The organism is Acidovorax sp. 107 (genome assembly GCF_003058055.1).
GTDB lineage: Bacteria > Pseudomonadota > Gammaproteobacteria > Burkholderiales > Burkholderiaceae_C > Acidovorax.
This window is the reverse complement of the sequence record NZ_QBTZ01000001.1, coordinates 4,421,719-4,446,915: the sequence shown is the minus strand read 5'-3', so window position 1 is coordinate 4,446,915 and position 25,197 is coordinate 4,421,719. Positions and strand designations below refer to the sequence as shown.

General features: G+C 67.0%; 24 protein-coding genes and 1 tRNA gene. 6 read left to right on the top strand and 19 right to left on the bottom strand.

Annotated elements, in window-relative coordinates:
• Positions 1 to 24: 24 nt before the first annotated feature.
• The 5 genes from mnmH to C8C99_RS20735 all read right to left on the bottom strand — a co-directional run bounded on the left by mnmH (position 25) and on the right by C8C99_RS20735 (position 4,851).
• Positions 25 to 1,131: a tRNA 2-selenouridine(34) synthase MnmH gene (gene mnmH, locus C8C99_RS20755; protein ID WP_108626762.1), complete on the bottom strand. Its 1,107-nt coding sequence runs from the start codon at positions 1,129 to 1,131 to the stop codon at positions 25 to 27.
• Positions 1,131 to 2,183 carry a selenide, water dikinase SelD gene (gene selD / locus C8C99_RS20750; protein ID WP_108626761.1) on the bottom strand — a complete coding sequence of 351 codons (1,053 nt, stop codon included), beginning with the start codon at positions 2,181 to 2,183 and terminating at the stop codon, positions 1,131 to 1,133. The genes mnmH and selD overlap by 1 nt, the downstream gene beginning before the upstream one ends.
• A gap of 253 nt (positions 2,184 to 2,436) precedes the next feature.
• Positions 2,437 to 2,526 (bottom strand) — tRNA-Ser (locus C8C99_RS20745).
• Between the two features lie 33 nt (positions 2,527 to 2,559).
• A complete protein-coding gene (gene serS, locus C8C99_RS20740) occupies positions 2,560 to 3,876 on the bottom strand; it encodes a serine--tRNA ligase (RefSeq protein WP_108626760.1) in 1,317 nt (438 codons plus the stop codon).
• A gap of 33 nt (positions 3,877 to 3,909) precedes the next feature.
• Positions 3,910 to 4,851, bottom strand: a complete 942-nt coding sequence (locus C8C99_RS20735) for a threonine/serine dehydratase (RefSeq protein ID WP_108626759.1) — start codon at positions 4,849 to 4,851, stop codon at positions 3,910 to 3,912.
• Positions 4,852 to 5,018: 167 nt separating this feature from the next.
• Here C8C99_RS20735 and C8C99_RS20730 point away from each other — a divergent pair, with 167 nt between their 5' ends.
• Positions 5,019 to 5,747, top strand: coding sequence for an HPP family protein (locus C8C99_RS20730; RefSeq protein ID WP_108626758.1), 729 nt, complete (start codon positions 5,019 to 5,021; stop codon positions 5,745 to 5,747).
• Between the two features lie 110 nt (positions 5,748 to 5,857).
• Here C8C99_RS20730 and ispH read toward each other — a convergent pair whose 3' ends face one another.
• Positions 5,858 to 6,853 (bottom strand): 4-hydroxy-3-methylbut-2-enyl diphosphate reductase, encoded by a 996-nt coding sequence (ispH, locus tag C8C99_RS20725; RefSeq protein WP_108626757.1) that lies wholly within the window; start codon positions 6,851 to 6,853, stop codon positions 5,858 to 5,860.
• Entirely contained in the window at positions 6,853 to 7,317 is a 465-nt protein-coding gene (locus C8C99_RS20720; RefSeq protein WP_108626756.1) for a peptidylprolyl isomerase, read from the bottom strand. Before C8C99_RS20720 ends, ispH begins: the two co-directional genes overlap by 1 nt.
• A gap of 99 nt (positions 7,318 to 7,416) precedes the next feature.
• On the opposite strand from C8C99_RS20720, the gene radC reads away from it, so the two are divergent.
• Together radC and C8C99_RS20710 are read left to right on the top strand one after the other, a co-directional pair.
• Complete coding sequence (gene radC / locus C8C99_RS20715) at positions 7,417 to 8,130, top strand: DNA repair protein RadC (protein ID WP_108626755.1); 714 nt, start codon at positions 7,417 to 7,419, stop codon at positions 8,128 to 8,130.
• A 176-nt stretch (positions 8,131 to 8,306) separates the two neighbouring features.
• On the top strand, positions 8,307 to 9,053 hold the full coding sequence (locus tag C8C99_RS20710) for a Smr/MutS family protein (protein WP_369818052.1): 747 nt from the start codon (positions 8,307 to 8,309) through the stop codon (positions 9,051 to 9,053).
• Between the two features lie 134 nt (positions 9,054 to 9,187).
• Here C8C99_RS20710 and C8C99_RS20705 read toward each other — a convergent pair whose 3' ends face one another.
• The 8 genes from C8C99_RS20705 to C8C99_RS20670 all read right to left on the bottom strand — a co-directional run bounded on the left by C8C99_RS20705 (position 9,188) and on the right by C8C99_RS20670 (position 17,724).
• Positions 9,188 to 11,251 (bottom strand): bifunctional 2',3'-cyclic-nucleotide 2'-phosphodiesterase/3'-nucleotidase, encoded by a 2,064-nt coding sequence (locus C8C99_RS20705; RefSeq protein WP_108626754.1) that lies wholly within the window; start codon positions 11,249 to 11,251, stop codon positions 9,188 to 9,190.
• Positions 11,252 to 11,371: 120 nt separating this feature from the next.
• Positions 11,372 to 11,638 carry a hypothetical protein gene (locus C8C99_RS20700; protein WP_056641653.1) on the bottom strand — a complete coding sequence of 89 codons (267 nt, stop codon included), beginning with the start codon at positions 11,636 to 11,638 and terminating at the stop codon, positions 11,372 to 11,374.
• A 27-nt stretch (positions 11,639 to 11,665) separates the two neighbouring features.
• Positions 11,666 to 12,163 carry a RidA family protein gene (locus C8C99_RS20695; RefSeq protein WP_108626753.1) on the bottom strand — a complete coding sequence of 166 codons (498 nt, stop codon included), beginning with the start codon at positions 12,161 to 12,163 and terminating at the stop codon, positions 11,666 to 11,668.
• Positions 12,164 to 12,206: 43 nt separating this feature from the next.
• The gene (locus tag C8C99_RS20690) at positions 12,207 to 13,298 is read right to left on the bottom strand and encodes a M48 family metalloprotease (protein ID WP_108626752.1); all 1,092 of its coding nucleotides are present in this window, start codon (positions 13,296 to 13,298) and stop codon (positions 12,207 to 12,209) included.
• 19 nt (positions 13,299 to 13,317) lie between these two features.
• Entirely contained in the window at positions 13,318 to 13,911 is a 594-nt protein-coding gene (locus C8C99_RS20685; protein WP_108626751.1) for a LemA family protein, read from the bottom strand.
• A gap of 114 nt (positions 13,912 to 14,025) precedes the next feature.
• On the bottom strand, positions 14,026 to 14,448 hold the full coding sequence (locus C8C99_RS20680; RefSeq protein ID WP_108626750.1) for a group II truncated hemoglobin: 423 nt from the start codon (positions 14,446 to 14,448) through the stop codon (positions 14,026 to 14,028).
• Between the two features lie 134 nt (positions 14,449 to 14,582).
• Complete coding sequence (locus C8C99_RS20675; protein WP_108626749.1) at positions 14,583 to 16,772, bottom strand: SulP family inorganic anion transporter; 2,190 nt, start codon at positions 16,770 to 16,772, stop codon at positions 14,583 to 14,585.
• Positions 16,773 to 16,839: 67 nt separating this feature from the next.
• Positions 16,840 to 17,724, bottom strand: coding sequence for a neutral zinc metallopeptidase (locus tag C8C99_RS20670; RefSeq protein ID WP_108626748.1), 885 nt, complete (start codon positions 17,722 to 17,724; stop codon positions 16,840 to 16,842).
• Between the two features lie 122 nt (positions 17,725 to 17,846).
• Here C8C99_RS20670 and pcp point away from each other — a divergent pair, with 122 nt between their 5' ends.
• The 3 genes from pcp (at position 17,847) to C8C99_RS20655 (ending at position 21,334) form a co-directional block, all read left to right on the top strand.
• A complete protein-coding gene (pcp, locus tag C8C99_RS20665) occupies positions 17,847 to 18,521 on the top strand; it encodes a pyroglutamyl-peptidase I (protein WP_108626747.1) in 675 nt (224 codons plus the stop codon).
• A 126-nt stretch (positions 18,522 to 18,647) separates the two neighbouring features.
• Positions 18,648 to 19,637: a delta(1)-pyrroline-2-carboxylate reductase family protein gene (locus tag C8C99_RS20660; protein ID WP_108626746.1), complete on the top strand. Its 990-nt coding sequence runs from the start codon at positions 18,648 to 18,650 to the stop codon at positions 19,635 to 19,637.
• The gene (locus C8C99_RS20655; RefSeq protein WP_108626745.1) at positions 19,634 to 21,334 is read left to right on the top strand and encodes a diguanylate cyclase; all 1,701 of its coding nucleotides are present in this window, start codon (positions 19,634 to 19,636) and stop codon (positions 21,332 to 21,334) included. The genes C8C99_RS20660 and C8C99_RS20655 overlap by 4 nt, the downstream gene beginning before the upstream one ends.
• Here C8C99_RS20655 and C8C99_RS20650 read toward each other — a convergent pair.
• From C8C99_RS20650 to C8C99_RS20635, 4 genes are all read right to left on the bottom strand, one after another.
• On the bottom strand, positions 21,286 to 21,780 hold the full coding sequence (locus C8C99_RS20650) for a hypothetical protein (RefSeq protein WP_056641626.1): 495 nt from the start codon (positions 21,778 to 21,780) through the stop codon (positions 21,286 to 21,288). The genes C8C99_RS20655 and C8C99_RS20650 overlap by 49 nt on opposite strands.
• Positions 21,781 to 21,916: 136 nt before the next feature.
• Positions 21,917 to 22,489 carry a dCTP deaminase gene (gene dcd, locus C8C99_RS20645; RefSeq protein WP_056641623.1) on the bottom strand — a complete coding sequence of 191 codons (573 nt, stop codon included), beginning with the start codon at positions 22,487 to 22,489 and terminating at the stop codon, positions 21,917 to 21,919.
• Positions 22,490 to 22,569: 80 nt separating this feature from the next.
• Complete coding sequence (gene guaD, locus C8C99_RS20640; RefSeq protein WP_056641620.1) at positions 22,570 to 23,868, bottom strand: guanine deaminase; 1,299 nt, start codon at positions 23,866 to 23,868, stop codon at positions 22,570 to 22,572.
• Between the two features lie 112 nt (positions 23,869 to 23,980).
• Entirely contained in the window at positions 23,981 to 25,081 is a 1,101-nt protein-coding gene (locus C8C99_RS20635) for a BMP family ABC transporter substrate-binding protein (RefSeq protein WP_056641617.1), read from the bottom strand.
• Between the last annotated feature and the right edge of the window lie 116 nt (positions 25,082 to 25,197).

The following is a 25,197-nucleotide window of genomic DNA, read 5'->3' as shown; positions in this document are numbered from 1 at the left end:
CCCTCGGATGACCGCCCCCAACTGCTAACAGGGCGAGGCGAATGGCACACGCAGAAATTCGAGCACCGCGCGCCGATCGCCCTGGAACACTATGCGGTCCGCCCGGCTTTGCCGCTGGTAGGCATACATCGGGTCGTAGTAGTCGCGCATCAGTGCCGCGATCCAGTCCCGGTGCAGCGACAGGTCTCCATGACTGCGTTGCCGCGCCAGCGCTTCCTGCATCGACGCGCGCAACGCCTGGTAGCGGTCACCCCCCAGGCGCTTGGCGAGCTTGCCCAGGCTGTCGAGCAGCCGGGCGGCAAACAGGTCAGCTCCCGTCGCCTCGCCGTGGACGGCCACAAAATCCGCACATTGCTGCCGCACGTAGTCCCGCAAAATGCGCTCCAGTCGAGCATCGAAAGGATCTTCGAGGCAGACGATAGGCACCTGCTCCAGCCGCTGGCGCAGTTCCAGCGGCACCGAGCAACTGCCCACGTGGCGCCCTTCATCTTCCAGCACGAAGGTCTCGTGGCCTCCTGCGCGCTTCTTGAGCACGTCGATGGCCAGCCGGTTCTCAAAGTCGATCTGCGTGGGCTGGCCACTGACGCGCTGGCCAAAACTGGACCCACGGTGGTTGGCATGGCCTTCCAGGTCTAAGCCGTTGGCCAGTTGCGCAATCACTTCGGTCTTGCCGGTGCCGGTCAGGCCACTGAGCACCACAAACCCGCACTGCGCCGCTGCAGCCTGCGTGGTGCCGATGAGGAACCCGCGCATGGCCTTGTAGCCCCCGACCACCCGGGGGTAGTCGATGCCCGCTTCGTTCAGCAGCCATTGCTGCACGATCTGCGAGCGCAACCCGCCACGAAAGCAGTACAGCACGCCCTGCGGATGCGCCCGCGCAAACTGCGCCCATGCCTCGATGCGCTGGAGCTTGATGGTGCCCGACACCAGCTGGTGCCCCAGCGCAATCGCGGCCTCCTGGCCCTTGTGCTTGTAGCAGGTGCCCACTTGCTGGCGCTCGCCATCGTCCATCAGGGGGAGGTTGGCCACGCCCGGAAACGCGCCCTGCCCAAACTCCACCGGCGCGCGCACGTCCATCATGGGCACATCGTTCAGAAAGATGTGCCGGTAGTCCGTCAGGTTGGTGGGCATCAGCGCAACTCGACGGCAAAGGCCTGTCGCGGGGTGAGCTCACCAATAGGCTGCAGCGCCAGGCCCAGTTCTGCGGCCACCTGCAGAAACTCGGCCTCGCCCTCCGGGCTCACGGCCACCAGCAGCCCCCCGCTGGTCTGGGGGTCGCACAGCAGGTGCTTTTGCACGTCCGTCAGGGGCGCAATCTTCGCGCCGTAGCTGTCAAAGTTGCGCAGCGTGCCGCCGGGCACACAGCCCTGGTCCATGTAGTAGTCCACCCCCTCCAGACGCGGCACTGCCGCGTAGTCAATCACGGCGCTCAAGCCACTGCCCTCGGCCATTTCCACCAAGTGCCCCAACAGGCCGAAGCCGGTCACATCCGTCATCGCTTTCACGCCTGCCAGCCGGCCGAACCGGCTCCCTGGCCGGTTGAGCGTGCACATCAGGTCGCGCGCCACCCCCACATCCTCGGGACGCAGCTTGGCTTTTTTTTCGGCCGTGGTCAGGATGCCGATCCCAAGGGGCTTGGTCAGATACAGGCGGCAACCCGCCGTGGCCGTGTCGTTGCGCTTGAGGTGGCGCTTTTCGACGATGCCCGTCACCGCCAGACCGAAGATCGGTTCGGGCGCGTCGATGGAGTGCCCGCCCGCCAGCGGAATGCCCGCCGCATCGCACACCGCACGCCCACCGCGCACCACCTCACGCGCCACCTCGGGCGGCAGCACATTCACCGGCCACCCCAGAATGGCAATGGCCATCAGCGGATCGGCACCCATGGCATAGATGTCGCTGATCGCATTGGTGGCGGCAATGCGCCCGAAGTCGTACGGGTCATCCACGATCGGCATGAAGAAATCGGTGGTGGACACCACGCCGCGCTCGGCATCCAGGGCATACACCGCCGCATCGTCCCGCGAGGTGTTGCCCACCCAGAGCCGAGGGTCCAGGTGCTGCGCCCCACTGCCCGCCAGGATCACGTCCAGCACCTTGGGGCTGATCTTGCAGCCGCAGCCCGCGCCGTGGCTGTACTGGGTCAGGCGGATGGGGGGGGTTGTCAAGGTCTCTGGGAGCATGCGAGGTTCTTTCGTAACATCAGGCGCGGGTCGCGCAACCCGTATTCTGGCGCCGCAGGAAAACGCGGCCATGCATCGCAATCAATACCCTGTCACTCCCGCATCTGCACGGTGATACCCACACAGCGGCGAATCTGCGAGCCTCTGCACCCACTGCATCCGAATGCGGGCCACCCAGCCGCCTGAAGTGTCCCAGCGGCCCCAAAGAAAAAGGCCCTGTGCTATTGATTAAATAGCTACAGGGCCTTGATACTGGCGGAGAGGGTGGGATTCGAACCCACGGTAGTGTTGCCACTACGCCTGATTTCGAGTCAGGTACATTCGACCACTCTGCCACCTCTCCTGTGTGTCGAAGCCTGCGATTATAGCCAGATTTTCAGGGCTTCAGAACGGCGGTGCCGCCCAGGTAAGGCCGCAGCACCTCGGGCACCGTCACGCTGCCGTCGGCCTGCTGATAGTTTTCCAGCACTGCCACCAGCGTGCGGCCCACGGCCAAGCCCGAGCCGTTCAGGGTGTGCAGCAACTCGTTCTTGCCCTGCGCGTTCTTGAAGCGGGCTTGCAGGCGACGGGCCTGGAAGGCCTCGCAGTTGCTCACCGAGCTGATCTCGCGGTAGGTGTTCTGCGCGGGCAGCCACACTTCCAGGTCGTAGGTCTTGGCAGCGCCGAAGCCCATATCGCCAGTGCACAGGCTCATCACGCGGTAAGGCAGGCCCAGCTTCTGCAGCACGGCCTCGGCGTGGCGGGTCATTTCTTCCAGCGCGTCGTAGCTCTTGTCGGGGTGCACGATCTGCACCATCTCGACCTTGTCGAACTGGTGCTGGCGGATCAAGCCGCGAATGTCGCGCCCGCCGCTCCCAGCTTCTGAGCGGAAGCATGGTGTGTGGGCCGTGAGCTTGATGGGCAGGTCGGCCTCTGGCGTGACCACGTCGCGCACAAAGTTGGTCAAGGGCACTTCGCTGGTGGGAATGAGGTACAGCGCGGTGTTGTCGGGCACGGGCTCGCCGTCCTGGCCGCCTTTCTTGGCAGCGAAGAGGTCGCCCTCGAACTTGGGCAGCTGGCCCGTGCCCTTGAGGGAGTCGGCGTTCACAGCGTAGGGCACGTAGCACTCGGTGTAGCCATGCTCTTGCGTCTGCACGTCCAGCATGAACTGGGCGAGTGCACGGTGCAGGCGGGCGATCGGGCCCTTCATCACCGTGAAGCGCGAGCCCGAGAGCTTGGCGCCCATGTCGAAGTCAAGGCCCAGCGGGGTGCCCAGGTCCACATGGTCTTTCACCTCGAAGGCGAAACTGGGAGGGGCGCCCCAGCGGCGCACTTCCACATTGCCGGTTTCATCGCTGCCCACGGGCACGGATTCGTGCGGCAGGTTGGGTACGGCCACCAGCATGGCCAGCAGCTCGGACTGGATCTGTTCCAGGCGCGCGGCGGATTGTTCCAGCTCCACCTTGCCTGCGGCCACCTGGGCCTTGACGGCTTCGGCGCCGTCCTTGTCGCCCCGGCTCATCAGCATGCCGACCTGCTTGGACAGCTGGTTGCGCTGGGCCTGCAGCTCTTCGGTGCGGGTCTGCAGCGTCTTGCGCTCGGACTCCAGGGACTGGAAAGCGGAGACATCCAGGAAGGCCTGTGGCTTTTTGCGGGTTTCCAGCCGCGCGATGGCGGTGTCGAGGTCTTTGCGGAGGAGAAGAATGTCTAGCATGGCGTGGATTTTAAAGGGGTGGTCGGTGTCGGCTCAGGCCAGGCTTGCCGGGTCAAAGTTGGCGCCGCAGAGAATCAGGGCCACCGTTTCCTGCGGCTGGGGTTTGTAGGCGCCGGTCTGCAGCGCGGCCAGGCCCAGCGCGGCGGCGGGCTCTACGGCCAGCTTCAGCTCCTTCCACAGCCACAGCTGGGCGGCGCGGATTGCGTCGTCGGGCAACAGCAGGGCATCGTGCACATGGCGCTGGCTGACTTCCCAGCCAATGGCACCGATGCGCTTGGCGCCCAGGGAGTCGGCGGCCACGCCACCCACTTCCACATCCACGGGCTGGCCTGCAGCGCGCGCCGCATGCAGGGTGGGCGCGCGTTCGGGCTCCAGCGCGACCACATGGGCCCGGCTCTCCACCCACGCAGCCACACCGCCGATGAGGCCGCCACCGCCCACGCTGACCAGTACCGTGTCGGGCAAGCGACCGCCCTGCTCTTCCATCTCCAGCGCCAGCGTGCCTGCACCGGCCACCACTTGGGGTTGGTCATAGGCATGGGCCTGCAGCGCACCCGTGGCCTTCTGGCGGGCCACACACGCTTCAAAGGCTTCGGCATATGCGGCGCCGGTGACGACCACTTCAGCGCCCAGCGCCCGCAAGCGGGCGCGCTTGGCCTCGGGCGAGACTTCGGGCACAAACACCTCGCAGCGCACGCCCAGCGCCTGGGCAGCCGCCGCCACGGCAATGCCGGCGTTGCCGCCTGAAGCGATGATCACGCCGCTGCCGGGCACGGGGTTGGCCAGCAGCCGGTAGAGCATGCCGCGTGCCTTGAAGCTGCCGCCTACCTGCAAATGCTCCAGCTTGAGCCAGACCTCGGCGCAGTCCACGCCCAGGGACTTGCCAGACAGGCGCATCAGTGGCGTGGTGCGCAGAAAGTCGGGCTGGGTGGCCAGTTGGCGGCGGGCGGCGACGATGGCGGCGCGGTCGATCATGCGGGGCTCCGTGGGGCAGGTGATGTCAAAAGAAGGGGCAGTGTAGGGGCTGCTCGCAACATGCAGACACAACGCGGACTGCATGTGCGCCGCCCTCCTGCCGATAACATGGGCAGGGCAGCACCCCGCGCACATGCGCTGGCGGGCCTGCGCGCAGGAGAAAAAGCATGTTCTTTGTATTCGGCCCGTCGGGCCAGATGTACCGTGGCGGCCCTGAAAACCTGGCGCGCATTTCTGCAGTGCGCAGTGTGCAGCGCCCGCAGGCCCTGCGCACGCGGCCCATGGACGTGCAAGACGGCCAGACGGTGCCCGTCTTCACGGCCCCGCCCCGCCCCACGGTGGCCCACACCAACGCTGCCGCATCGCCCTCCGTCGTCAACCTGCGCCTGCAAGACGCCGTGACCGCCTACGCGCAAACCGAACAAGGCCCCCAGGCTACCACCCGCCAGCCGCTGACGAAGGTGAGCGACGTGATGACCACCGGCGGCCTGGGCGTGGCGCCAGACGCGCGCGTGAACGATGCCTGGCAGACCCTGGCCGAGCACAAGGTGGCCCAGGCCCCTGTGGTGGATGCCCTGGGACGCGTGATCGGGTTGCTGCTCCGGGCCGACATGGCGCCGCTGGACTTGCTGCCCGAGCCCGGCGCAGTCAAGGAGGCCATCGCCCTGGCGCGCCGCCCGGTGTCCGAGGTGATGGTGAGCCCCGTGCCCACCGTGGCGGCCGACACCGAACTGCGCCGCGTGGCCGCCGTGCTGCTGGACACCGGTCTGCCCGGCCTGCCGGTGACCGATGAGGCCGGGGTGCTGTCGGGCTTTATCTCGCGCACCGACATCCTGCGGGCGGTGGCGGCCGACCCGCCACTGGATCTGTGGAGCGGGCCTGCGGTGTCGCTGTAGTGGCCTGCCCATGCCGTCTGGCTCTTAAAAAGAAGCCAAATGTGCCGCTAGTGCAATCTTTTTATGCGCTTTCAGCTATCAATTCAGGAGCAATCCAGATGCCGTGCGGGTCAACCTCCGACAGGCCCTGTCTCCGGCCTTCGCTGCGAGATTTCCAGGCCTGTGGCCGCGTCGATCTTGAGCCCCTTGGGCAGCGGGAATTTCACGGTTTCTTCGATGCCCGCCATGGTGCGCACCGACACCGCGCCCAGCGCCTTGATGCGATCGATGACCTGCTGCACCAGGATTTCAGGTGCCGAAGCACCGGCTGTGAGCCCCACGCGCGCGCGGCCTTTGAACCACTCGCCCTGCAGTTCGTCGGCGCTGTCCACCATGTAGGCCGTAGTGCCCAGCTTGGCGGCCAGCTCGCGCAGGCGATTGCTGTTGGAGCTGGTGGGGCTGCCCACCACGATCACCACGTCCACCTGCGGGCTCAGCACCTTGACGGCGTCCTGCCGGTTCTGCGTGGCGTAGCAGATGTCCTGCTGCTTGGGCTCGCGCACGCTGGGAAAGCGCGCGCGCACGGCGGCCGAGATTTCGGCGGCGTCGTCCACGCTCAGCGTGGTCTGCGTGACCACGGCCAGTTTCTCGGTCTGCGCAGGCTGCACGCGGGCCACATCTTCCACGTCTTCCACCAGGTGGATGCCGTGGTCGAGCTGGCCCATGGTGCCCTCGACCTCGGGATGACCCTTGTGGCCGATCATGATGAATTCGTAGCCTTCTTTGGCGAGCTTGGCCACTTCGACGTGCACCTTGGTCACCAGCGGGCAGGTAGCGTCAAAAATGCTGAAGCCACGCGCCACGGCCTCTTGCTGCACCGCCTTGCTCACGCCGTGGGCACTGAAGACCAGCGTGGCGCCGGGTGGCACGTCCGACAGCTCTTCGATGAAGATCGCGCCCTTGGCCTTGAGGTCGTTCACCACATAGGTGTTGTGCACGATCTCGTGGCGCACATAGATGGGGGCGCCAAATTTCTGGATAGCGCGCTCCACGATCTCGATGGCGCGGTCCACACCGGCGCAAAAGCCGCGCGGCTCGGCCAGCAGGATTTCTTGCGGCGCCTGCATCACAGGATCCCGATCAGCTGCACTTCAAAGGTCACGGGCTGGCCCGCCAGCGGGTGGTTGAAGTCGAACAGCACCGCGCCATCTTCACGCACCTGCATCACGGCCCCGGCGTAGCTGCCCTGGCCGTCGGGCGTGGGGAACTGCACCACATCGCCCACGTTGTACTTTTCGTCGGGGTCGCCCAGCTCGTTCATCAACTTGCGCGCCACCCACTGCTGCATGTCGGCATTGCGCTCGCCAAAAGCCTCGCCCGCAGGCAGCTCGAACGTGGTGCGCGTGCCTTCGGCCAGGCCCAACAGGCGCTGCTCCATGGCGGGCGACAACTCGCCCGTGCCCAGCGACAGGGTGGCGGGTTTGTCAGTAAAAGTGTTGATCACATCCCCCGCCGGGCCAGCCAGGCGGTAGTGCAGCGTGAGGAAGGAGCCCGGCTGAACGGTGGGAAGGGGGGTGGAAATAGAGGTCATGAGAGTCCCGATAAACTGCCACGATTGTAGAAAACCGGGGAAACCCCTACCCGCGGCTCCCGCCCCGTGTCTCCGCTCCCTCCGCCCTCCTCTCGCGCCATGCCCCTCAAAGACCTGCCCGCCGACGCCCAGCCCCGCGAAAAACTGCTGGCGCGCGGCCCCGCTGCGCTGGCCGATGCCGAGCTGCTGGCCATCCTGCTGCGCACCGGCATCGTGGGCAAGGGTGTGCTGCAGATGGCGCAGGAGCTGCTGGACCCGCCCGGCATCGACCCCAACACGGGCGCCATCACCGGTGGCTTCGGCGGCATTGCCGGGCTGCTGCACACCAGCGCGGCCGACCTGGAACGCATCAAGGGCCTGGGCCCCGCCAAACGCGCCGAGCTGGTGGCGGTGCTGGAGCTGGCCCGCCGCGCCCTGGCCCAGCAGCTGCGCGAGCGCGAGGTGTTCGACTCGCCCGACACCGTCAAGCACTACTTGCAGCTGCACCTGGCCGCCAAAGGGCACGAGGTGTTTGCCGTGCTGTTTCTGGATGCGCAGAATCGCCTGCTGGCGCTGGAGGAGCTGTTTCGCGGCACGCTCACGCAGACCAGCGTGTACCCGCGCGAGGTGGTGCTGCGCGCCCTGCACCACCAGGCCGCAGCCGTGGTGCTGGCCCACAACCACCCCAGCGGCAGCGTACAACCCAGCCGCGCCGACGAAGCGCTGACCCAGACCCTGAAGACCACGCTGGCCCTGGTGGATGTGCGCGTGCTCGACCATGTGATCGTCGCGCCGGGGCAGGCCCTGTCGATGGCTGAGAAGGGCCAGGTGTGACAGGACCTGCACCCGCACCGGCCCGCCCACCGACGGCACTACACACCGCGCTGGCACGGGCTGCACGTGGCAACGGGGCACCCGAGGAAGCCAGCGCCCCCGCCCCTGCGCCTACCGCGCCCCGGTCCATCCGGCGCGCAGGCCTGGCCGACAAAAAAGCAGCGGCCAAGGCGGCCATGCGCCCGCTGCGCCATGCCCCTGCCGCGCCCGCAGCCGCAGACAGCACCGCACCACCCCGCCGCCGCGCCCCGCCGGCCCCACGGCGCGCGGGCGAACGCATCACCCAGCTGCAGGACCTGGCCACCGTGGCCCGCCGCCTGCGCGAGGAGCAGGAGCGCCGCGAGGCTGAAGAAAAAGCCCGCCGCGAAGCGGCTGCCCGGGCCGAGGCCGAGCGCCACCTCTTCAGCCGCAGCGTGGGCCCCGTCACGCCGCTGCGCAATCCCAACGTGGCGCGGCTGCGCAAGCATCTGCCTCCACCGCTGCCGGTGCAGCACTGGCTGGACGAGGAGCGGGTGCTGATGGAATCGATCAGCGATGACTTCGACGTGAGCACCCTGCTGGACACCGACGACCAGCTCAGCTTTCGCCGCCCCGGCATTGGCGTGGAGGTGACACGCCGGCTGCGCGCGGGCCATTGGAGCATTCAGCGCCAGCTGGACCTGCACGGCCTGCGCGTGGACGAGGCGCGCGAGGCGCTGGGCGACTTCATCCGCCACGCCCACAAGATCGGCCTGCGCTGCGTGCGCGTGGTGCATGGCAAGGGCTTGGGCTCGCCCGGCAAGAGCCCCGTGCTCAAGGGCCGTGTGCAGCGCTGGCTGGTGCAAAAGAACGAGGTGCTGGCCTTTGTGCAGGCACGGCCCATGGACGGGGGCGCGGGGGCGCTGGTGGTGCTGCTGCAGCCCGTTCTGCGAAAAAACTCATAAAAAAAGCCGCAAGCGCATGATTTATTTGCGCTTGCAGCTATCAAAAACAGAGCAAATCAGAGACAACCGGGACATGCAGCGGTGGCGCGGTGAAGGCGCGCACCGCCACATTCCCTGCGGCGGTGGGCTGATGCTTACTTGGACAGGTCCACGCCGTACTTCGAAGTGCCCTTGCCCGAGCCATCATCGGCCGCTAGCAGCGACACATTGCCCAGCCCGGCCGCTTGCGCCACGCTGAGGGCATTGGCACCCGAGCTGAACACCACCGGCCCCGCCACCGTGGCCTTGGCAAAGCGCCAGCTCTTGGCAGCGCCGTTGGCAGCGCGGGTCACGGCGGGGTTCTTGCGGATGTAGTCGATCACCACGTCGCGGTTGGCATCGGGCGAGGCCCAGATGGTGCCTGAGCCGTCGAGCTTGTCGATGAAGCTCTTGCCGCTGGTGGCGCGGTAGTTGTTGGTGGCAATCACGAACTCCTGCGCCGCGTCGATGGGCTTGCCCAGGTAGGTGAGGTTCTTGATGCGGCTGCCCACGGCCTGCGTCACGTCGATCTCGTACTGCACGTCGGCCGTCGTGAACATGTCGAAGTTGTAGCCAGGGAAGGTGCTGATGAGCTGCTGCTCGCCCGTCTTGGCCGGGTCGATCTGGTTGAAGCGCTTGGCAGCGGCCTCTAACCAGTTCTTAATGTCAGCACCGTTCACCTTCACCGCGTACACCGTGTTGGGATACAGGTACAGGTCGGCCGCGTTGTTGATGGCCAGCGGGCCCACCGCCACGTCGGTGTAGTCGGCCCCGCCCTGGAAGCCGCTCTTGAACGGTGCGCTCACCGACAGCACGGGCAACGCAGCGTACTGCGGCAGGCTGGCCTTGAGGTAGGCCGCCACGTAGGCCTGCTGGGCCTGGTTCACGATCTGGATCGCGCCGGGGTCACCCACATCGGCAAACAGCGTGCTCATGCGGAAATCGGTCTGGCCGATCGGTGTCTTCACATACTTGATCGCGGCCTGGTGCTGCGTCTCGATCAACGGGGCGATGGCAGGGTCTGCATCCACAGTCACCGTGGCACCTGCGGCATTCTTGCTCTGGATGTTGCGCAGCTCGCTCTTGCTGGCGGACTTGTTGACCACCCACTTGGCGCCATCCCACTGCAGCGCCAGCTGCACCACGCCCAGCGCCTTGCCCCACGAGCTGGCCATCACCGCCGGCACGCCGTTCACAGTGCCTGCCTTGTGGTCCACGCCGGCCAAGTTGAAGCTGGGGGTGGCCGCCGTGTCGGGGAACACGCCGTGCTGGTGGCCCATCACCATCGCGTCGATACCGGCCACCTTCGACAGGTACAGGCCCGGGTTCTCCATGGTGGCCGAGTAGGCAGCATTGTCGAGCCCGCCGTGCAACAGCGCCACCACGATGTCGGCACCCTTGGCGCGCAGTTCAGGCACGTACTTGTTGGCGGATTCGACTGCGCCTTCGGTATAGACCTTGCCTTCCAGGTAGCGCTTGTCCCAGTTCATGATGCCGGGCGTCGTGAAACCGATCACACCGATCTTGATGGGCAGCTTCACTTCCTTGCCATCGGTACCCTTGGCCACCAGCGTGCGCTCCAGCAGCGCATAGGGCTGCACCAGCGGCTTCTTGGTCTTGCTGCTGTACACGTTGGCCAGCACGGCGGGGTAGCCTGCGCCTGCGCACTTCTTGGTGGCATCGACGCCATCCACGTCCAGCCCGCCACCCAGCACCTGGTTCAGGAAAGGCAGGCCGTAGTTGAACTCGTGATTGCCCAGCGTGCCCGCATCAAATCCCAGCGCGCCCATGGCCTTGTACATGGACAGCTGCTGCGTGCAGGGGATGGGGCTGATGGTGGCCTCGTAGTCGGCCAGCGCGGTGCCCTGGATGGTGTCGCCGTTGTCCACCAGCAGCGTGTTGGCAAACTCCTTGCGCGCGGCGCGCACCAGCGTGGCGGTGCGCTCGAAGCCGTAGGACTTGTCATCGGCGAGCTTGAAATAGTCGTAGCTGCGCACGTTGAAGTGCAGGTCGGTCGTCTCGAGCACGGCCAGCGTGGCTGTGGCGCCTGCGTTGCTGCTAGCGCTGTCGCTGCCACCGCAAGCGGCCAGCGACGCGGCCAGGGCCACCAACCCCAGCGTGGCCACGCGGCGTGAAACACGCGAAGAAGAAATCAAAAAACCCGGAGTGCGCTCAGGCATGAACAGTCCCTCATTGAAACAAGGGACCGAGTGTCTGGGCCGGGTTTGACAGCGGTGTGACGCGACGGCGGCGCCGCAACACCCGCGCAGCGCCCCGCGGTCAGGGCGCCGCGTGTCGATTCAGCCGATGCGGTACACGTCGCCGTTGTGGGGCGAGGCGCTCTCGTGGAATAAATCTTCCAGAAACTGCACCAGCTCATGCTCTGCGACAAAGTCGGGGATCACAAAGCCAGACGGCGTGCGCTTGCCGTCAGCGCCCACGCGGTAGGCCTGCCACAGCGGGCCCTCGCGCCGCACTTCGACGATGCGGCCGAACACGTTGAAACGCGGGTGCACGCTGGCGTCTTGGCGCGGCCCTGGTGCGGGAGCCGACTCAGCGGCGGTCATGGCATGTTCTCCAGACGCGATGAGCCATCAGCCCGGGACCGGAGGGGACGCCTGCGGCGCCACCGAGGCAATCAGGTCCACCTCCACAGTGGCGCTCTTGGGCAGCTGCAGCACCCCCACCGAGGTGCGGGTGTGGGCACCCGCCTCCCCCAGCACGGCAAACAGCACCTCCGAGGCGCCATCGGCCACCTCGCTTTGCTGCGTGAAGGTGGGCGCCGACTGCACGTACACGGTAATGCGCAGGATGGACTGCACGGCATCCAGCGAACCCAAGGCGCGCTGCAGCAGCGCCAGCGCCCGCATCGCGCAGACCTTGGCGGCCTTTTGCGCATCGGCCAGCGAGGCGCCGGCACCCGCCGCGCCGGTGACGACCACCGTGTCGCCCACGCGCGGGATCTGCCCGCTCAGGTAGATGTGGTGGCCGTCCCGCACCAGCGGCACATAGTTGCCGCCGATCTTGATCTCGCCCTCAAAGCTGTAGCCCAGCGCCTGGGCCTGTTCCTGGAATCGTGCGTCGCGTGACATTGAAATGGTTCTCCTGCAAAGAATCTGCCGCCCTCGCAGCGGTTTACATGAAGCGCGCAAACGGGTCCACCAGCGACGCAATGGATACCGCCCCGGGCACCACACCTTCATTGCGCCGCGCAGACTCGGGCCCCGCAGTCACCGGCACGGCTGGCAACGGCGGCATGCGGCGGCCATACACACGCTGCACGCGGTCGTCGAGCGTGGGGTGGGTGTCCAGCCAGCGTTCCATGCGGCTACCACCGTCCACATCCACCAGCAGCATGTGCTGCACGGCCGGGTGGGCCAGGCCGGTGTGGGCGGGGTTCTCGGCATACCCGGCCGGTGTGTCGCGGCGCTGGGCCATGACCTTGCGCAGCACACCGCCCAGACCGTCACGGCTGCGTGTCCACTGCACCGCGCGTGCGTCGGCCAGGTATTCGCGCTGGCGGGACACGGCGGCCTTGAGCATGCGGCCGGTGAGCCAGCCCGCAAAGCCCGCCACCATGATGGCCGACCCGAACCACCAGGCCAGGCCCCGGCGTTCGCGCATCGTGTCGCCAAAGTTGTAGACCAGCTCCAGCCCGAACACCATGCCCGCCAGCCGCATCTTCAGGCGCGTGTCGCCCTCGTGCAGATGGCTCAACTCGTGGGCCACCATGCCCTGCATCTCTTCGCGGGTGAGGTAGTCCAGGGCGCCCTGCGTCACGGCAATGACGGCGTCGCTCTCGTCCCATCCTGCAGCGAAAGCGTTGATGGCATCGGTGCGGGGCATGACCATGATCTGCGGGCGAGCCATGTGCGCAGCGATGCACAGCTCGTCCACGATGTTGGACAGCCGCTGCTCGGCGTGCGACAGCGAAGGACGCAACTCGCGTGCACCCACGCGCCGGGCCAGCTTGACACCGCCAGCGCGCAAATTGGACGTCTCCACCCACCAGCCGCCGAGCACCAGCATCAGCGAGACGCCCACATTGGCCGCCAGGAAACCCTGCGGAAAGGGCAGATGCACTGGCAGCACCGCCACCATCAGCCACCAGGCCAGCGCCAGGGCAGCATGCACAGCCGCCACCAGAACGACCACGGCGAAGGCAAAGCCCAGCAGCAGGCGGCGCGTCTCGCTGCGTGCGTTGTGCTGGTGGTCCCAGAACTTCATGGGTGTGGCGAGGGGAGGATCAGAACTTCACCCGGGGCGCAGCGCGCTCTTCGTCGGACTGCGTGGACGCCAGCATGGGCGCGGGCGCAAAACCCAGCAGGCGCGCGACGACAAGCTCGGGGAACTGAGCCGCCGCATCGTTGAACTCCAGCGCCTGGTCGTTGTAGGCCTGGCGTGCAAACCCCAGGCGGTTTTCGGTGCTGGTGATCTCTTCGGACAGCGACTGCATGGTGGCATCGGCCTTGAGATCGGGGTAGCTCTCGGCCACCACCATCAGGCGCCCCAGGCTGCCGCCAAGCACGCCTTCTGCTGCCGCCAGCGCGCCCATGGCGCTGGCGCTTTGGGGGGCTGCACGCACTGCCGCGGCCGCACCCTGCGCCTGGCTGCGGGCCTTGATGACGGCCTCCAGCGTGGCAGCCTCGTGCGCCAGATAGCCACGCGCCACCTCCACCAGATTGGGAATCAGGTCATAACGGCGCTTGAGCTGCACGTCGATCTGGCCAAACGCGTTGGCAATGCGGTTGCGCAACTGCACCAGCCGGTTGTAGACCGTGACGGCCCACACCAGCACCGCAACCAGCACAACGACCACGACCCATGCAGTTGCCGACATACCCTACCTCCTGTATTTGTTGGAGGGAGCATCTTAGAGCCTGTGGACGAAGCCTCAGGAAACACACAGGGACGCCCTTCAAGGGCGCAAACGGGGGGCCGCCTTGCGGGCTGGCTAGACCCCTTTGTTGCGCATCCAGTCGGCCGTGCCCATGAAGCTTTCCTTCAGCCGCACGCGCAGGTCTGTGGGCACGCCGGTCTCGCCCATGGCCTGGTCCATGCAAGCCACCCACTGGTCGCGCTCCTTGATGCCGATGGCAAACGGCATGTGGCGCGCGCGCAGGCGCGGATGGCCAAACTGGTCGGTGTAGTACGAAGGCCCACCCAGCCAGCCACACAGAAACATGAACAGCTTTTGCCGGGCCTGGCCCAGGTCGCTGCCATGGGCGGCACGCAACTCGGCATAGCCAGGCTCCAGGTCCATCAGGTCGTAGAAGCGATCGGTCAGGGTGCGCACGCGCTCTTCGCCGCCGATCCATTCAAAGGGAGTGACGGCCACGGGAGTTTCGGCGGCGGGGGGCGAGGTGGTGGATTCCATGGAGCGGTAAAGGGAGATTGCCAAGTGGAATTTGCCAACCCTTGATTATAGAAATCCACGGTTTTCGCACGCCTGTCGGCCCCAGGACCGGGTCACGCTTCACGCCAGGCAAGAAGGCCCATTGCCCGCCCTCGCTACTCCAGCACCGCCCGCAACTGCCGCGTGGTCACCGCCAGGCGGCGGGCGCCGATCTGGGCCAGGTTGTTCATCACTGTGAGCGCTGCCTCGGGGTACTGGCGAGCCCAGGCATCGAAATGAGCGCGCGACAAACGCACCAGGTGCGCGGGGCCCCGCTCGGAGCCGGCGCAGGCACTGCGGGCTGCGCCATTGAGAAACGCCATCTCGCCAAACGCCATGCCCGGACCGACGGTCGCAAGACGTAAGCCCTTGTCGGGCGGCCACTGGGTGACCAGCGTGATGTGGCCGGACTTCACCACCAGCAGGTCGTGGTCGGTGTCGCCGGCATGGAACACCACACCGTGCGGTGGGACGGCCTGCTGCAGCAGCAAAGCCTGCAAGGCCTCTGCGGCGGCCTTGGGCACGCCCTCACCCACTTCCCCCAGCAGATCACGCTCGGGCCGGGCCGGGCGTTGCTCGATGGGGCGCTGGGACAGGATGCCTACCTCGGCCCATTCCAGCGCACGATCCAGATCGGCAAAGGCGCGCACCTGCTCCCCTGCATGTTCGGCGGCCATGGGGTCCAGTGCCGCCACAGCGGCCGCAATGCCTTGCTGGTCGAGGTCGCGCACCAGCGCCCGCAATTGGGCCAATGCGGTGCTGTCCCATGCCGGCACACGGCCCGCGTCAAGAATGACCCAGCGGTGGCGCGGCTGCAGCAGCATGCGCACCTGCTCCGCCAAGTGAGCGGCCACTCCAAACGACATCACGCCCTGCAGCTCGAACACCGCTACCTGGTTCATGCGCGGCGACAGCCAGCTGTCCGACCCCGCCCTGCGCAAGCGCCGTGAGCGCAGCTCGCCATCCAGCCGCACGTGTCGCAGCACTGTGGCGGCAGAGTCGTGCAGCAGCACAAACGTGGCCACCACCAGACCGGCCACCAGCGCCACCACGCCACCCATCACGGCAAACACCAGCGCCACCAGCCAGCTTTGCGCCCAGGTCACTCGTGACCGGCGCGCATAGCGCAGCGACCACATGAGGCCCGGCACCTGCATCAGTCCCGCCAACACCAGACCGCCCGCAAGGCAGGCCATGGGCACCCAGTGCAGCCACCACGCCCCGGTGACCGCCACCCCCAGCATGATGGCGGCGTGCCAGCGCGGGGCATCGCGCGATGCCTCCGCCTGCGCCAGCACGATGCGCGAACGCGACGCGCTGGTCGACGCGGGAATCATTCCCATCAGCCCGCACAGTGCACCCAAAAGGCTCTCGCGGCGCAGCGCCAGGTTAGCGTTGCCGCGCAGCCCATGGTCCAGCTCCAGCTCCTGGTTGAACACCAGAATCTCCAGGCTGTTGACCAGCGCCATCAGCACGGCCAGCACCACCAGGGCCGAGCCCTGCTGCCGGGCCAGGGCCCACCAGGGAATCCCTGTCCAGTCGGGCAGCAACGGCAAGGCAAATTGGCTGGGCAGCACTGCGGGCACCAGCACAGTGCTGCGCCCGCCCCCCCACAGCCCTGACAACGCCACGGCCAAGGCCACCAAAGCCACCGCCGACAGCAGACCCGGCATGCGGGGCCAGCGCTGGCGCAGCCCCCAGGCCAGCCCCACCACCGCCAGGGCGGCCAGCAGGTGCCAGCCGGTGCGTGCGTCCCACAGCGCATCGGCCCCGGCGCCAAAGCCATTGCGCACCTGCCCCACCACCATCGACAAGCCCACGCCTGCCGCAAACCCGTGGGTGACCGAGATGGGCAGAAACCGCGCTACCGACGCCAGCCGGAGCACCCCCAACAGCCACTGGAACACAAAGGCCAAGGCCACCGTGGCGCCGGTGACCGCCAGCACCTGGCGGGCGTTCAGACCCAGGCCGGGCGCAGCGCCATGGGCGGTGGCCAGCACGGCTGCAAACAGCAGCGCCACCACGGTGGTCGGTGCGTACACCACCCCCGCGCGGGGCGTCGCCAGGGTCAACAGCAGGCCGGGCAGTGCCGCCGACCACAAAGCCAGCGCCGCCAACGAATGCTCGCCCGCCAGCGGAGCAAACGCCAGCAGCCCCAGGCCAACCGCATGGGGCACGGTGACGGCCGCCGCGGACCACGCCGCCGCAGCGCCCGAGGGCTGTGGCGCTGAGGGCCCCGCCTCGGCACCTGCCGGGCGCTCAGCATGGCGATGCGCTGGGGGAGCCACAGGTGCGGTGGAAGGCATGGAGAAATTTATGCGACCGTCGAAGTCAGGGCGGTATCAAGGCACTGCCAAGGCATTGGTAAGCGCGCTACAGACTGCGCGCGGCAAAGGTGTCACAGGCCTTGACGCTGCCCGTCTGCAAGCCGTTGTTGAACCAGCGCTGCCGCTGTGCGCTGGTACCGTGGGTAAAGCTCTCGGGTACCACCGCCCCGCCGTTGGCACGTTGCAGCGCGTCGTCACCAATCTTGGCGGCGGCGTTCATCGCCTCCTCCACATCGCCCTGCTCCAGGATCTGGCGGGCCTTCTGGGCGTGGTGCGCCCACACCCCGGCAAAGCAGTCGGCCTGCAGCTCCAGCCGCACCGACAGTGCGTTGTACTCGGGCTTGCTCACGCGGCCCCGCATCTGGTCTACCTTGGCGCTGATGCCCAGCTGGTTCTGTACATGGTGCCCCACCTCATGGGCAATCACATAGGCCTGGGCGAAGTCGCCCGGGGCCCCCAGTCGGCTCTTGAGGGTTTCGTAAAAACCCAGATCGATGTAAACCTTCTGATCGGCCGGGCAGTAGAACGGGCCCATGGCAGCCTGCCCCGTGCCGCAGGCCGTGGGCGTGGCGCCCCGAAACAACACCAGGCGCGGGTCCTGGTAGCGCCCGCCGCCCTGGCGGAACACTTCGCCCCACACATCCTCGGTGTCGGCAAGCACCGTGGACACAAAACGGGCCATGGCGTCGTCGGCGGGCGGGCGGTGCGCGGGCGCTTGGGGCTGCGTCTGCACCTGGGGCGCAGGGCCGCCGCCACTGAGCAGGCCCAGGATGGTCAAGGGGTTGATACCCAGCACCCAGCCGCCCAGCAGCGCGATCACGATGGTGCCAATGCCAATGCTGCGCCCGCCAAACACCGGCGATCCGCCGCCGCCCCCCTCGTCGCGGCGGTCTTCCACGTTGTCAGACTCGCGATTGCCTTCCCATTTCATGGTGTCTCTCCAGCGCCCTCCAGGCGGGGCGACCAAGCCTGCATGTTACGCGCGGGACCGCCCCCGGCGCGGACGATTTACGATGTGTTCCACCCTGCTCTTGCACGCCCTTCACCACACCCATGGCACCTGACACCCTCCACAGCGCGCCCCAGGCCAGGCCCACCATCCTGCTCACCGGTTTTGACCCGTTTGGGGGTGGCACGCACAACCCCAGCTGGCTCATCGCGCAAGCCCTGCACGGCCAGCGCATGGCAGGGCACTCGGTCGTGGCCGCGCAATTGCCCACGGTGTTCGGGCAGTCGCTGCAGCGTTTGCAGTCGCTGGTGCAGGCCCACCAGCCGGCCCTCACGCTGTGCCTGGGGATGGCGGGCGGGCGTGATGCACTTTCCATCGAGCGCATAGGCATCAACATCAACGACGCGCGCATCCCCGACAACATGGGTGCCCAGCCCATCGACACCCCAGTCCACGCTGGCGGGCCCACCGCCTACTTTTCCAGCCTGCCCATCAAGGCGATGCTGCGCGCCGTGCAGCGCGCGGGTGTGCCCTGCGAGGTGTCGCAGACCGCGGGCACTTTCGTCTGCAACCATGTGCTGTACGGGCTGATGCACCTGCTGGCCCAGGGCCGGGGCCCCAAGGGCGCGCGCGGCGGCTTTGTGCATGTGCCTTGGCTCAGCGGCCAGGGCGAGCCCCACCTGCCGCTGCGCGACATGGTGCGCGGCATCCATGCGGCCCTCTGGGCAGCGGTGCTGGCGCCGCAAGACATTGCGCTGCAGGCGGGCGCAACGCATTAGCGGGCCGCGGCCCTGAGACAAACCTGCACCGGCACCCTGCACCGACCGGGGGGGGGGGGATGAGGCTCGGGATCATTGAGGGGTTCTCCGCTCCCCATTCAGCAGCCTGCTGTGTACAGTCCGGGCATGCCTTTAGCCTCCCCTCTTGAATCCCTGGGCGTGCTGGACGCAGCGGCCACCGCCGCGCGGCTGCCCTGGTCCGCTCTGGCGGATGAAATTGCTGCCTTGCTGCAAGACAGCACCGTGGTGGTGCCCCAGCGTGGCGTGCTGCCGCTGGCACAGGGCGGCAGCCTGTTTGTGATGCCGGCCACGGACCGCACGGTGGCCATGGCCAAGCTCATCACCTTCACGCCGGGTAACGCAGGCACGGGCCGCCCGTCCATCCAGGGCGATGTGGTGGTGTTCGACATTGCCACGGGCGAGCGCCGGCTGGTGCTGGACGGCCCCACAGTCACCGCGCGGCGCACCGCCGCCGTCTCTTTGCTGGCGGCCCGGCACCTGGCGCGGGTGCCACACGGCCCGTTGCTCATCGTAGGCGCAGGGGTGCAGGGCCTGGCCCATGCCGAGGCATTCATCCACGGCCTGGGCGTGCGCGAGGTGTGGATTGCCTCGCGCAGCAGTGCCAGCGCCGAGGCGCTGGCGGCGCAGGTGCGGGCCTTGGGCGCCCAGGTACGGGTGGTGGCCGATGCCGACGCTGCGGTGCCCCACTGCCCGCTGATAGCCACCTGCACCACCGCCAGCACAGTGGCACTGCATGCCCTGCCCCGTCCCGACGCCTTTGTGACGGCCGTGGGTGCCTTCACCCCGACCATGGCCGAATTGGCGCCGGGCCTGTGCCAGCATGTGGCGCGGCACGGAGGGATCGTGGTGGACACCAGCGATGCGCTCCACGAGGCAGGCGACCTGCTGCAGGCGGGACTGGACGTGGCCGCTCTGCCCACGCTGGGTGACGTGGTGTGCAGCCACGGCACCGCAGCCACCGTGCGCCACACGGGGCCGGTGCTGTTCAAGAGTTGCGGCTGGGCGGGCTGGGACTTGGCAGCTGCCCGGCTAGCGCTGCGCCACGCCAGCCAGGCGCCGGCTGCGATGAAGCCCTTGACGGCCACATCCGCATGATGTTCATCGCCCGCTTTTCAGACCACAGCCTGCGCATGCAGATCGCGCTGGTGTTTGGCACGCTGGTGGTGAGCCTGTCGGTGTTGCTGTCGCTGGGGTTTGGCGAGCTTCTCAAGCACCGCATCCAGCGCGATGCAGGCAACTCCTTGCAGGTGGTGGCCGAAAACGCCGGCACGCTCCTGGCCCTGGGTCTGATGCAGCGCAGCCTGGAAGCCGAGGTGATGGCCAGCGCTGAAGTGGTCTGGTCCAAGGGACTCGACTCTGCCGAAGCGCAGCACATGCTCGTACGCAGCCAGGCCATGCAACCCAACAACATCTGGATCGGTGTGGCAGATGCCCAGGGCGTGGTGCGCAACGCCACGGGGGGGCTGCTGGTGGGCCAGAGCGTGGCCCAGCGCCCGTGGTTTCAACACGGGCTGGAAGGTGTGCATGTGGGCGACGTGCACCCTGCCCAGTTGCTGAGCTCTCTGCTGCCCCCCAACGCCACCGGCGAGCCACACCGGTTCGTGGACTTTTCAGCCCCCATCCGCATCGGCCCCACCACGGTGGGCGTACTCGGCATCCATGGCAACTGGCAATGGACCCGCGAGGTGCTGGAAAGCCTCACCCCCGTAACCTCCGATGAAAGCGCGCTCGGGCTGTTCATTTTCGACCGCAAAGGGGAGTTGATTTATGCGCCCGGCGGGCAGACCGACGCGATGCGAGCCGCCGGGCAGCGCCTGCCCGAGGGCATCAATGTCAACAACAACCGCGATGGCGACCGCACGCAGACCACGGTGACCCGATGGCAGGATGGCAAGCGCTACCTGACCGCAGCCACCCAGCTGCAGCCACGCAACGCAGCCAGCGACCTGGGCTGGCGCATCGTGGCACGCCAGCCGGTGGAGCTGGCTTTTGCCGAGGCAGACAAAACGGTCCAGCTGACACTGGTGATCGGACTGGCCGCCGCGCTGCTCGCCTCCGCCCTGGCCTGGCTCGCCGCCCGGCGCCTGAGCGTGGACCTGTACGCATTGGCCGATGCCGCCAGCGCGGTGGAAGCCGACCGTCCAGGCAGCAGCATCCCGGCCATGCAAAGCAACCGCGAGGTGGCGCAACTCTCCCAGTCACTGGGCCGCATGACGCACCGCCTGCTGGCCGCCCGCGAGGCCATGGAAGAAAAGGTGCGGCTGCGCACGCTGGAGCTGGAAGCCGCCAACCGCGCACTGGATCTGCAGGCACGCACCGATGCCCTCACCGGCCTGCTGAACCGGCGCGGCTTCGAGACGCAGATGGCGTTTGCCGTGGCCTTGGCGCGGCGCAGCAGCCGCTCACTCAGCGTGATCACCGTGGATGTGGACCACTTCAAACGGGTGAACGACACCTACGGGCACGAAGCGGGAGACGAGGTGCTGCGCCAACTGGCGCGCACGCTCGAGTCGCGCCTGCGCGGCTCCGATGTGGTGGCCCGGGTGGGCGGAGAGGAGTTTGTGGCCCTGTTGCCCGACACCGACCTCGAAGGCGCGCGGTCCATTGCGCAGGCCCTGGTCACGGCCATGGCCGGGCAGCAGGACCCGGTGGTGGGCGCGATCACCATCAGCGCCGGAGTGGCCACAATGCGCGGCGCAGACGACAACGGCGCAGCCATGCTGCGACGGGGTGATGCCGCGCTCTACGAAGCGAAGGGCCAGGGGCGCAACAGGGTCTGTGTCGAAGCGTGAGAGCTGTCCGGCGGCGCAGCGAGACCATCGCCCTGTGCGGCAGGCAGCGGCGCCGGGCTTTCCGCCTGCAGCACCGGAGCCTCGAAATACGGCCGCAAATGGGTCGCCAGTTCCTGCAGGCCCGTGTCCGGAGCGCTTGCTGCGAGCGCAAGCCGCTCCAGCGCATAGGGCCGGTGGCCCAGCATCATCGACAGGTTCACGCAGTGGCCTTGTGCCGCCATGCGCAGCACAAAGGTGTTGAGAAGGTCACAGGGCCAGTAGGTGTGATGCGCCTGGCAGTCTGCGTCGGCGGAATGCTGCGCCGGGCTGGCACGGCTGGTCGAAGGGGTGTCAGTGGACGCGGCGGCAGCAGGGGCCCGAGCGTCGGCAACGGTATCGGCCAGCGCTGGCACCAGAGCACGGACGGGCGCGAGGAAGAAGGTTGAGGCGGCGGCGGACATCAGCATGGTGTAACTCCATCAGCCCCCATCTCGCGGGAGGCGTGTCACCCATGCTAAAAAACTTACCGATGCTTGCATTTCAGCCAACACGCAAGGCGCATGTAGGACAGCAGCCCTGCCGCCGCCCACACCGCGCGCGTTGTCAGGCTTTGGGCAAGGTCACGCCCACCTGGCCTTGGTACTTGCCATCCCGGTCGCGGTAGCTGACTTCGCACACGTCGTCTTTGTCGCTCTCGAAGAACAGCACCTGGGCGCAGCCCTCACCTGCATAAATGCGTGCGGGCAATGGCGTGGTGTTGCTGAACTCCAGCGTCACATAGCCTTCCCACTCGGGCTCGAACGGGGTCACGTTGACGATGATGCCGCAGCGCGCGTAGGTACTTTTGCCCAGGCAGATGGTGAGCACGTTGCGCGGGATGCGGAAGTATTCGACCGTGCGGGCCAGCGCAAAGCTGTTGGGCGGGATGATGCAGCTGTCACCCTCGAAATCCACAAAGCTCTTTTCGTCGAAGTTCTTGGGGTCGACCACCGTGCTGTGGATGTTGGTGAACACCTTGAATTCGGGCGCACAGCGGATGTCGTAGCCGTAGCTGCTGGTGCCGTAGCTGATGATCTTGCGGCCTTCGACTTCGCGGACCTGGCCGGGCTCGAAGGGCTCGATCATGCCGTGCTCGGCCGCCATGCGGCGGATCCATTTGTCGCTCTTGATGCTCATAGCAGAACTCCCTGCGCTGTGGCCCGCGCAGTGGTGGACTGCTGGGCGCTATTAAATACGTAGCTGGTAGCGCATGAATATCAAGCGCTAGAGCCGTATTTTGCTTGAGAAATCACCGTTTCCTGCACCACGCGGTCGTCACCGAGCACGATCAGCGCAAACAAAAGCTCATCCAGGTTGCGCGCCTGGCGTGTCTTGCGCGCCAAAAGGGGGGTGGCCTCGGGGTTCAGCACCACAAAATCGGCCTCACAGCCCGGCTGCAGATTGCCCACCACGCCCGCAAGGCCCAGCGCCTTCGCAGCACCGGCGGTATGTTGCCACCACAGTTGCTGGGGCGACAGGCTCAGGCCCTGCTTGGTCTGCCCCTCCCGTCCCACGTAGTACGCGGCCAGCATGGTGTGGAACGGGCTGAAGCTGGTGCCTCCGCCCACATCGCTGGCCAGGCCGTAGCCAAAGCCCACCCGGTCGGCACCGGCGTAGTCGAAGAACCCGCTACCCAGAAAGAGGTTGCTGGTGGGGCTGACCGCAGCCACGGCACCGGTGTCACGCATCAGCGCGCGGTCATCGTCGTCGAAGTGGATGCAGTGCGCGTACACCGCGCGTTCGCGCATCAGGCCGAAGTCGTCATACACGCCCAGATAGCTGCGTGCGGCGGGGAACAGCTCGCGCGCCCAGCAGATCTCGTCGCGGTTTTCGGCCACGTGGGATTGAATCCACACATCAGGGTAACGCGCGGCCAGCTCGCCCGCGCCGCGCAATTGCTCATGGGTACTGGTGGGCGCAAAGCGGGGAGTGATGGCATAGCCCAGCCGGTCCACGCCGTGCCAGCGCTGGATCAGGGTTTCGGTATCGATAAGGCTCTGCTCGGTGTCGTCGCGCACGCCGTCAGGCGAGTGGCGGTCCTGCAGCACCTTGCCGGTGATAAGGCGCACCTGCTGACGCTGGGCTTCGGTGAACAGAGCCTCCACCGATGCAGGATGCGAGGTGGAAAACGCCAGGGCCGTGGTCACGCCGTTGCGCAGCAACTCGGCCACAAAGAACTGCGCCACCTGCCCCGCATAGTCCTGCTCCACAAACCGCGACTCGTGGGGAAAGGTGTAGTTCTCCAGCCAGGGCAGCAGGCCATCGGCGGGTGAGCCGATCACGTCCGTCTGCGGGAAGTGGATGTGCATGTCCACAAACCCCGGGGCCAGGATGCGCCCCGGCAGATGCACGATTGGCTCCCCGGCAAACTGGGGCGCGAGGGTCTGCCAGGCGCCTGCCGCCAGCACACGCTGGCAGCCCTGAGCGTCGGGGCCAACGGCCAGCAGGCCATCTTGGTCATAGAGGGCGCGGCCATCGTCGGCAAAACGCAAAAGGGCGGAACGGTAAACAGGCATGGCGGCAAGCTTAGCGGCAGGGGGCGCCGTTTGTATATGCGGCACCCCATAGTGGCTATGGGGTTCGGGGAGCGCCGGTAGGTGATAACGACGGGCGATATGCCCTGCGGGATCAGCGGGACAGCTTGCCCACCACGCCTTCCACCAGCCAGTTCATCTGCAGGATCTGGGCATCCGGCAGTGCTTGGCCCGCAGCAATGCGCTCCTGCCCCTCGTTGTCGCGCACCGGCACCTTGCCCGCACGGAAGGGCTGGAGCTTGCCCGCACCCACGGCCTTTTGGGCATTCAGCACCTCCTGCTGCACGGCAGCCGGCACCCGGGGGCCAAAGTCGCCCACACGGATCATGCCCTCGCGCACGCCGCCCCACAGGTTGGCGCTTTTCCAGGTGCCGTTTTGCACGGCCCGCACGCGCTCCGTGTAGTACGTGCCCCACTGGTGCGTCACAGCCACGATCTGGGCGTCAGGCCCGGTCTTGCGCATGTCGGAGTGGTAGGCGACGGCCATCTTGCCGCGCTCTTGCGCCGCCGCCATCACGGCGGTGGAGCCCGTATGGAACGCGATCACGTCCACGTCCTGGTTGAACAGCGCCATGGCCGCATCCCGCTCCTTGGGTGGGTCAAACCACACATTGAGCCACACCACCTTCACGGAGGCCTTGGGGTTCACCGAGCGCATGCCCAGCGTGAAGGCGTTGATGCCCTGCAGCACTTCCGGAATGGGAAACCCGGCCACAAACCCTGCCACGCCGGTCTTGCTCATGCGGCCCGCGGCGATGCCCGCGAGGTAGCGCCCCTCGTAATAGCGCGCATTGGCAGCCGCCACGTTAGGCGTGGTCTTGTAGCCGGTGATGGACTCGAACTTCACCTGCGGGTAGTCCTGCGCCACCTTGAGCGTGGGCTCCATGTAGCCAAAGCTGGGGGTGAAGATGATCTGGTGGCCGGTAGCTGCCAGGTCGCGGATCACCCGCTCGGCGTCGGCCCCTTCGGCCACGTTCTCGACAAAGGTGGTCTTCACCTGGTTGCCCAGCGCGGCCTCGACGGCCTTGCGACCCTCATCGTGCTGGCGCGTCCAGCCTGCCTCGGTGATGGGCGAGACATAGACAAAACCGGCCTTGACGGGCTCGGCTGTACCGCCCTTGGCAGGAGCAGTCTGGGAAAAGACGGGGGAGAAAAAACAGGCGGCCACGAGCGTGGCTGCGAGGTTTTTGTACATGGTGTTCCTCTACATGGCCCTGATGGAATGGAACGGAAGCACCGCAGGACGACGGTGCCTCCGAGGGGAAATCAAACGGTGTTGAAACTACGTTGAAATTGTCCTGATTGAAACGA

Bases quoted from the DNA above. Each gene is read 5' to 3' on its own strand.
- selD (WP_108626761.1), bottom strand. From the start codon at position 2,183: ATGCTCCCAGAGACCTTGACAACCCCCCCCATCCGCCTGACCCAGTAC.
- C8C99_RS20685 (WP_108626751.1), bottom strand. From the start codon at position 13,911: ATGTCGGCAACTGCATGGGTCGTGGTCGTTGTGCTGGTTGCGGTGCTG.
- C8C99_RS20660 (WP_108626746.1), top strand. From the start codon at position 18,648: ATGCCTTTAGCCTCCCCTCTTGAATCCCTGGGCGTGCTGGACGCAGCG.
- pcp (WP_108626747.1), top strand. From the start codon at position 17,847: ATGGCACCTGACACCCTCCACAGCGCGCCCCAGGCCAGGCCCACCATC.
- C8C99_RS20705 (WP_108626754.1), bottom strand. From the start codon at position 11,251: ATGCCTGAGCGCACTCCGGGTTTTTTGATTTCTTCTTCGCGTGTTTCA.
- C8C99_RS20730 (WP_108626758.1), top strand. From the start codon at position 5,019: ATGTTCTTTGTATTCGGCCCGTCGGGCCAGATGTACCGTGGCGGCCCT.
- dcd (WP_056641623.1), bottom strand. From the start codon at position 22,489: ATGAGCATCAAGAGCGACAAATGGATCCGCCGCATGGCGGCCGAGCAC.
- ispH (WP_108626757.1), bottom strand. From the start codon at position 6,853: ATGCAGGCGCCGCAAGAAATCCTGCTGGCCGAGCCGCGCGGCTTTTGC.
- C8C99_RS20670 (WP_108626748.1), bottom strand. From the start codon at position 17,724: ATGAAATGGGAAGGCAATCGCGAGTCTGACAACGTGGAAGACCGCCGC.
- C8C99_RS20635 (WP_056641617.1), bottom strand. From the start codon at position 25,081: ATGTACAAAAACCTCGCAGCCACGCTCGTGGCCGCCTGTTTTTTCTCC.
- C8C99_RS20695 (WP_108626753.1), bottom strand. From the start codon at position 12,163: ATGTCACGCGACGCACGATTCCAGGAACAGGCCCAGGCGCTGGGCTAC.
- guaD (WP_056641620.1), bottom strand. From the start codon at position 23,868: ATGCCTGTTTACCGTTCCGCCCTTTTGCGTTTTGCCGACGATGGCCGC.
- C8C99_RS20675 (WP_108626749.1), bottom strand. From the start codon at position 16,772: ATGCCTTCCACCGCACCTGTGGCTCCCCCAGCGCATCGCCATGCTGAG.
- C8C99_RS20680 (WP_108626750.1), bottom strand. From the start codon at position 14,448: ATGGAATCCACCACCTCGCCCCCCGCCGCCGAAACTCCCGTGGCCGTC.
- C8C99_RS20710 (WP_369818052.1), top strand. From the start codon at position 8,307: ATGCGCCCGCTGCGCCATGCCCCTGCCGCGCCCGCAGCCGCAGACAGC.
- C8C99_RS20690 (WP_108626752.1), bottom strand. From the start codon at position 13,298: ATGAAGTTCTGGGACCACCAGCACAACGCACGCAGCGAGACGCGCCGC.
- C8C99_RS20735 (WP_108626759.1), bottom strand. From the start codon at position 4,851: ATGATCGACCGCGCCGCCATCGTCGCCGCCCGCCGCCAACTGGCCACC.
- radC (WP_108626755.1), top strand. From the start codon at position 7,417: ATGCCCCTCAAAGACCTGCCCGCCGACGCCCAGCCCCGCGAAAAACTG.
- mnmH (WP_108626762.1), bottom strand. From the start codon at position 1,131: ATGCCCACCAACCTGACGGACTACCGGCACATCTTTCTGAACGATGTG.
- C8C99_RS20655 (WP_108626745.1), top strand. From the start codon at position 19,634: ATGATGTTCATCGCCCGCTTTTCAGACCACAGCCTGCGCATGCAGATC.
- C8C99_RS20720 (WP_108626756.1), bottom strand. From the start codon at position 7,317: ATGACCTCTATTTCCACCCCCCTTCCCACCGTTCAGCCGGGCTCCTTC.
- C8C99_RS20650 (WP_056641626.1), bottom strand. From the start codon at position 21,780: ATGCTGATGTCCGCCGCCGCCTCAACCTTCTTCCTCGCGCCCGTCCGT.
- C8C99_RS20700 (WP_056641653.1), bottom strand. From the start codon at position 11,638: ATGACCGCCGCTGAGTCGGCTCCCGCACCAGGGCCGCGCCAAGACGCC.
- serS (WP_108626760.1), bottom strand. From the start codon at position 3,876: ATGCTAGACATTCTTCTCCTCCGCAAAGACCTCGACACCGCCATCGCG.